5 protein-coding genes are annotated in these 6,402 nt (G+C 64.3%); 4 read left to right on the top strand and 1 reads right to left on the bottom strand.

What is annotated here, in order from left to right; translation table 11 throughout:
• Positions 1-100 precede the first annotated feature (100 nt).
• The 4 genes from WEA77_RS03735 (at position 101) to WEA77_RS03720 (ending at position 4,678) form a co-directional block, all read left to right on the top strand.
• The gene (locus tag WEA77_RS03735; protein ID WP_368066524.1) at positions 101-1,333 is read left to right on the top strand and encodes an FAD-dependent oxidoreductase; all 1,233 of its coding nucleotides are present in this window, start codon (positions 101-103) and stop codon (positions 1,331-1,333) included.
• Positions 1,334-1,414: 81 nt separating this feature from the next.
• Positions 1,415-3,142 (top strand): dihydroxy-acid dehydratase, encoded by a 1,728-nt coding sequence (gene ilvD, locus WEA77_RS03730; protein ID WP_368066523.1) that lies wholly within the window; start codon positions 1,415-1,417, stop codon positions 3,140-3,142.
• 80 nt (positions 3,143-3,222) lie between these two features.
• On the top strand, positions 3,223-4,230 hold the full coding sequence (locus WEA77_RS03725) for a DUF3137 domain-containing protein (RefSeq protein ID WP_368066522.1): 1,008 nt from the start codon (positions 3,223-3,225) through the stop codon (positions 4,228-4,230).
• A 70-nt stretch (positions 4,231-4,300) separates the two neighbouring features.
• Complete coding sequence (locus WEA77_RS03720; protein WP_368066521.1) at positions 4,301-4,678, top strand: hypothetical protein; 378 nt, start codon at positions 4,301-4,303, stop codon at positions 4,676-4,678.
• Between the two features lie 4 nt (positions 4,679-4,682).
• On the opposite strand, the gene WEA77_RS03715 is transcribed toward WEA77_RS03720, so the two are convergent.
• A partial coding sequence (locus WEA77_RS03715) for an alkyl/aryl-sulfatase (protein WP_368066520.1) occupies positions 4,683-6,402 on the bottom strand: 1,720 nt, incomplete at its 5' end.

Here is a 6,402-nt window from a genome sequence, read left to right as displayed (position 1 = left end):
ACTGATTAGCGGGTTGCCGGCTCCCGGAATCTACCCAATGATCTGGGCAACCCCCCGCGCTTGCCGGCCATATGCTGACCGCGCATGAGGCGGACCGGCTATGAAACTGACGAAACGGGAGGTTCTGGAGGCGATGGCGACAGTACCGCTTGCGGCGTCCTGTGTATCGACGGCCGGGCCGGGTTCGGCGGATACGATTGTTGTCGGCGCGGGCGTGTTTGGCGCCTGGACGGCCGAGATGTTGCGCCGGACCGGGCGCAAGGTCGAACTGGTCGATGCCTGGGGGCCGGCGCATGCGCGGGCATCGTCCGGCGGCGAGTCGCGGCTGACGCGGGCGGGCTATGGGACGAGCCGGCGGTATTCCGAGATGGCGGCGGAATCGCTGGAGGAATGGAAGCGGCTGTCGCGCGATCAGGACCTGGCGCTATTCCACGATGCGGGCGTGCTCGTGTTCTTCGATCAGGAAAACGAGTACGCGACCGGTAGCTACGAGACGATGCGGGCGCTGAACCTGCGCACCGAACGCATCGAGCCCGGCGCGCTGCGGGCGCGCTGGCCGCAGATCGACTGGAGCGGCGTGAAGTTTGCGTTGCTGGAGCCGGACTTCGGCGCGCTGATGGCGCGGCGCAGTGTCGCGACCCTTGTGGAGCAGTTCATCCGCAATGGCGGCACCTATCGTAAGGCAGCGATCCTGCCGCCGAAGGGCGGTAAAAAGCTGGAAGCGCTGGAGACGGCGGCGGGCGAGACGCTGCAGGCAGGCGAATTTGTGTTTGCCTGCGGACCGTGGCTGGCGAAGCTGTTCCCGGACGTGATCGGCGCACGATTGTTCGTGACCCGGCAGGAGATATTCTTCTTCCGTCCGCCGGCGGGGGATTTGCGGTTTGGCATGCCCGCGATGCCGGGCTGGATCGATTTTTTCGCAGATCAGGTGATGTACGGCTTTCCGGATCTCGAGAACCGGGGCTTCAAGGTGGCGAATGATGTGCACGGGCCCATTGTCGACCCGGACACCAGTGACCGACTGGTGGATCCGGCCTCACTGGCGCAGGTGCGCGCGTATATGGGGCGGCGGTTTCCGGGGCTGATGGATGCGCCGCTATCGGAGACGCGGGTCTGCCAGTACGAGAACAGCTCCAGCGGAGACCTGCTGATCGACCGACATCCACAATGGTCAAATACGTTGCTGGTGGGCATGGGCTCGGGCCACGGGTTCAAGCTTGGGCCGGGCGTGGGCAAGGCGGCGGCGCGGCTGCTCGAAAGCCCGTCAGCAGCGCCAGAGCCGATCTTCACACTGGCCACCAAGGCCGAGACGCAGGACCGGGCGGTTCACTGATCCGGATGTGACCTTCCGTAAGGGATGACAGGGCGCAAGCGGCGCGCTAACCGTCCGCCAGCACACAAGTGAGTACGCCGCATGACCAAGATCTGGGATAAATCCCGCCTGCCCTCCCGCCACGTGACGGAAGGGCCCGAGCGGGCGCCGCACCGCAGCTATTATTACGCGATGGGCCTTTCCACGAAGGATATCCGGAAACCCTTTGTGGGCGTGGCATCCTGCTGGAATGAGGCGGCCCCCTGCAACACGGCCCTGATGCGCCAGGCGCATGCAGCGAGCGAGGGCGTCAAGGCGGCGGATGGCACGCCGCGCGAGTTCTGCACGATCACAGTGACCGACGGGATCGCGATGGGCCACGAAGGTATGCGTTCTTCGCTGGCGAGCCGTGAGGCGATCGCAGATTCGGTGGAGCTGACGATCCGGGGGCATTCGTATGACGCGCTGGTCGGCGTGGCGGGCTGCGACAAGTCTCTGCCGGGCATGATGATGGCCATGCTGCGCCTGAACGTGCCGAGCGTGTTCATCTATGGCGGATCGATCATGCCGGGCCGTTTCGAGGGCAAGGATGTGACGGTACTCGATGTGTTCGAAGCGGTCGGCGCGCATGCAGCGGGCTCGAAGGATATGACGAGCGCTAAGCTGGAAGCGCTGGAAAAGCTCGCCTGCCCCGGCGATGGCGCGTGCGGCGGGCAGTTCACGGCGAATACGATGGCGTGCGTTTCGGAAGCGATCGGGCTTGCGCTACCACTCTCCTCCGCGCTGCCGGCGCCGTATCTTGAGCGCGACGCGTATTGCGTAGAAAGCGGCAAGGCCGTGATGAGCCTGATCGAGAAGAATATCCGTCCACGGGATATCTGCACGCGCAAGGCTTTCGAAAATGCGGCGGTGGTGGTGGCGGCGTCTGGCGGCTCGACCAATGCGGCGCTTCACCTGCCGGCGATGGCGCATGAGTGCGGCGTGCAATTCTCGCTGAAGGATGTGGCCGAGATTTTCGCCAGGACGCCGTACATCGCCAGCCTGAAGCCGGGCGGCGACTATGTGGCCAAGGATTTCGGCGAGGCGGGCGGCGTGCCGATGCTGATGAAAACACTGTTCGACGCGGGACTGATCCATGGCGACTGCATGACGGTGACCGGCAAGACGGTGGCCGAGAACCTTAAGGATGTGGTCTGGAACCCGGACCAGAAGGTTATCTGGCCGGCAACCGATCCGATTACAGCAACCGGCGGCGTTGTAGGCCTTTGGGGCTCGCTGGCGCCGGACGGCGCGATTGTGAAAGTGGCGGGCCTGAAGAGCCTCACCTTCTCCGGCCCGGCGCGCGTGTTCGACGGCGAGGAAGCCTGTTTTGCGGCCGTGCGCGAGCGCAACTACAAGGAAGGCGAAGTTCTGGTCATCCGCTATGAGGGTCCGAAGGGTGGCCCCGGCATGCGGGAAATGCTGTCGACGACAGCGGCGATCTACGGCCAGGGCATGGGCGACAAGGTGGCGCTGATCACTGATGGCCGCTTCTCCGGCGCAACCCGCGGCTTCTGTGTTGGCCATGTCGGGCCGGAAGCAGCGGACTGCGGGCCGATCGGTCTGATCCAGGACGGCGACATCATCACGCTGGACGCCAGCAAGGGCACGATCGACGTGCGGCTGACCCCGGCAGAGCTGGAAGACCGCAGACGCGCCTGGAAACCGCGCACGACGAAGTATGGCTCTGGTGCCTTGCAGAAGTTTGCCAGGCTTGTCGGCCCGGCGCATGAAGGCGCTGTGACGCATCCGGGCTTTGCAGGCGAAGGCCATGTCTACGCGGATATCTGAACCGGGCCTCGGCTTTTGCCTTTCCGATACCGCCGGTGCGCTTTAAGGCTCAGGCGGCCTAGAGACGGGGGACTTTGAGCATGAGCGACCGCGAACAGGGTTCCGCGCCGGGGCCGCTTGGCGATCTGCCGCCCGAGTTTCAGGGCTTCGAACGGATCTATGATCAGGAAATCCGCCCTGGACTTCTGGCCCGGGAAGCCGAGCGGGTCGCGGCGGCGCAAAAGGCAATCCAGACCCGCTGGATCGGCGGAGCGGTTATCGTTGCAGGTGCCGGTCTCGGGCTGGCGGTGCTCAAGCTGCCCGTGGCGGCGATCATCTTTGCCATCCTGGGCTTCGCCATCATCGGCTGGGGCAATATGGGCATCACCAGAATGGCGGGGGAAGCGAAAACTTTGATCGTCGAGCCGGTTGCGCGCCAGCTGAACCTTGCTTTCACGCCGGCGCCCGGGACGTGCGGGTCAATCTACCGGCACAAGGAAGTCGGCGTTGTGCCCGGTTGGGACCGGTCCAGCTACGAGGACCTCGTGACGGGAAAGCGCGGGGTGGTGGATTTCGAACTGTTCGAGGCGCATCTCGAGGAGAAACGGACAACTACGGACTCAAAAGGCCGCACACAGACGACCTGGGTAACCGTGTTTCGCGGCCAGTGCCTGCGGCTGGACTTCCACAAGACCTTCTACGGCCGGACGCTGGTGACGCGGGATGCGGGCTTCTTCAACCGTTTCGGCGGCGGCAAGGGCATGCAGCGCGCAGGCCTGGAGGACCCGAAGTTCGAGAAGATTTTCGAAGTCTACACCACGGATCAGGTGGAGAGCCGTTACCTGCTGACACCGGACCTGATGCAGAAGCTGGTGGACCTGGAAGACGTATTCCGGGGCGGCAAGCTGAAGGCGGCGTTCGATGGCGGCGAAATGCTGATCACCGTGCAGGGTGGGAACCTGTTCGAGCCGGGATCGATGTTCAAGCCGCTCGACAGCGCGGACCGCGTGCTGGAACTGCTGAAGGATTTTTCTGCCGTGTTCGGCCTGATTGATGCTGTGACTGCCGGGCGCAGCCGGATGCCGCCGCCCATCGGCCCGCAGGGCTGAGGCGGGCGCCGTTCATGGCGCCTTCACATGCTGCCGAATAATTGCCGCACTGTTGGGAGAAAAACGGGCGATGCTGCATCACACATTCATTGCGCCCCTGCTGGCCCTGTCGCTCGCCGGCCCTGCGCTCGCAAGCGGCAAGCCTGATCTGAAGGCCTGCAGGGCCATGCAGGAAACGATTGCGCCGCGCGAAGCTGAGATCGCTGAGCTGGCCGCGAAACGCGATGCCTCTGCAGTGCTGGCCGAGGAAGCCGCCATCCGATGGGAGGACGCGGAAATCCACCGGCTCGTTTCGCGGGCCCATGCCGAAACCGCCGGCCGTGAACACGCCGCCTACGACGCGGCAAGGCGGCAGGTCGCGCGCGATGAGTTGGCCCTGCAAAGCACAGTGCAGCAGTTCAACACCGATGTGTCGGCGTTCAACAGCCGCTGCTCATCTCCGCGCTAGCCGTTCATGGCGTGACGATCGGGAATGGTTCGGGTGCGCCCGGCGGGTCGAGTACGCCCAGCAGCGAGGTAGCGGCAGATGGATCGCCCTCAATGGTGAGCGCCCCTTGCAATACCAGATCGGCTGGCTTCTGGCCGCCAAAGATCATGCCAAGGAAAGCCGGTTTGGACATCCGGAGAGTGGCAGGGGCAGATCGCCCTGCCCCGTCTTCATGGACCAGCACCGAATTGCGGAGGCTGACAAGCCGAACCTGGTTCATATCCAGGAAATCGAACACCAACGAGACGGATTTTCCCTCCGCCAACTGAGGATCGACACGGATGGCCAACATGTCGAACACCTGTTCGACCGAGATGGCGGAAACGACATCAGGCGAGAGGGACGTAACCGTGGTTGCGCCGGGCGCAGTGCGCGCTTCGGCGGCGCCGGTAAGGTACATGTTGCGCCAGAGGGAGCCTTCGGCCTGATAGCCCAACTGTTCGAAGGCCTGCGCGAGCACTTCGCGGGCATCGGCGTTGGCATCGTCTGAAAAGACAACATGACTGGCGACTTCGGCGGCCCAGCGGTAGTCGCCGTCCCTGAACGCGGTTTGGGCTATGCGCAGCGCCTTGTCCGCTCCGCCCATTGCGGCCACGTAGCGCCTGGCAGCCTCTTCCTGCGGCCAGGGATTGAGGTTCGCGGGGTTGGCATCGTACCAGCCGAGATAACGCTGGTACACGGCCTTCGCGTTGTGGGCCATCGTGCCGTAGTAGCCGCGATTGTACCATTTGGAGGCGAGGCTGTCCGGCAGGGCGATGACCTCTGCGATCTCTTCGGCGGTATAGCCCTTGTTCATCAGGCGGACGGACTGGTCGTGCAGATACTTGTAGGCGTCGCGGTGGGAGGCCATGAAGGCAGCAACCTCCTCGGTGCCCCAGCGCGGCCAGCCGTGGGAGACAAACATCAGATCCGTGCGCTCGCCATAGAGATGGATGGCCTCGGTGAGATAGTCCGCCCAGGCCTTGGAGTCGCGCACCAGCGCGCCGCGCGGGGGCAGCACGTTGTGCATGGTCGGGTTGGCATTCTCTGCGAGGCAGAGCGCGCGCAAGTGCGGCAGGTAGAAGTTCATCTCGGCCGGCGCTTCGGTGCCGGGCGTGACCTGGAACTCGATCTCGATGCCGTCGATGACCAGCTTCTGCCCGGTCTCGGTGATCGTAATCGTTGGTGCGATGAGGCTTAAGCTGCCGCTTGGCAGGCCGGTTCCGATGCCCGCGCCGCCCTGCCCTGCCGGGCCGGGTGTGAGGCGGGTGCCGAACTGAAAATTGGCCCGGCGGCTCATGGCGGGGCCGGCGATCAGGCTCTCGCTGACAACGTGCTCCATGAAGCCTTCCGGCGCAATGATCTGGACCTTTCCGGCAGCAACCTCCGCATCGCTGACGATCCCTTTGACGCCGCCGAAATGGTCGCCGTGGCTGTGTGTGTAGATGACCGCCACGATCGGCGCGTCGCCGACATGCTGGCGCACGAGAGACATCGCGGCAGCGGCTGTTTCAGTGGCGGTGAGCGGGTCGACGATGATATATCCGCTTTCGGTAGCGATGACGCTCATCACGGACAGATCAAGGCCGCGAACCTGCCAGAGTCCGGGGACGACTTCGAAGATGCCATGATTGTTGAGCAGCCCGAGATGCCGCCAGAGGCTGGGGTTCATCGTGGCCTGTGCTTCGCCGTCTGCGAAATCGTAG

This window comes from Hyphomonas sp., from assembly GCF_040882205.1.
In the GTDB taxonomy this organism is placed as follows: Bacteria; Pseudomonadota; Alphaproteobacteria; order Caulobacterales; family Hyphomonadaceae; genus Hyphomonas.
Note: the sequence above shows the minus strand (reverse complement) of the source record. Positions and strands in the feature narration are given on the sequence as shown.

Coding starts and splice junctions, on each gene's coding strand:
- WEA77_RS03735 (WP_368066524.1), top strand. CDS start 101: ATGAAACTGACGAAACGGGAGGTTCTGGAGGCGATGGCGACAGTACCG.
- ilvD (WP_368066523.1), top strand. CDS start 1,415: ATGACCAAGATCTGGGATAAATCCCGCCTGCCCTCCCGCCACGTGACG.
- WEA77_RS03725 (WP_368066522.1), top strand. CDS start 3,223: ATGAGCGACCGCGAACAGGGTTCCGCGCCGGGGCCGCTTGGCGATCTG.
- WEA77_RS03720 (WP_368066521.1), top strand. CDS start 4,301: ATGCTGCATCACACATTCATTGCGCCCCTGCTGGCCCTGTCGCTCGCC.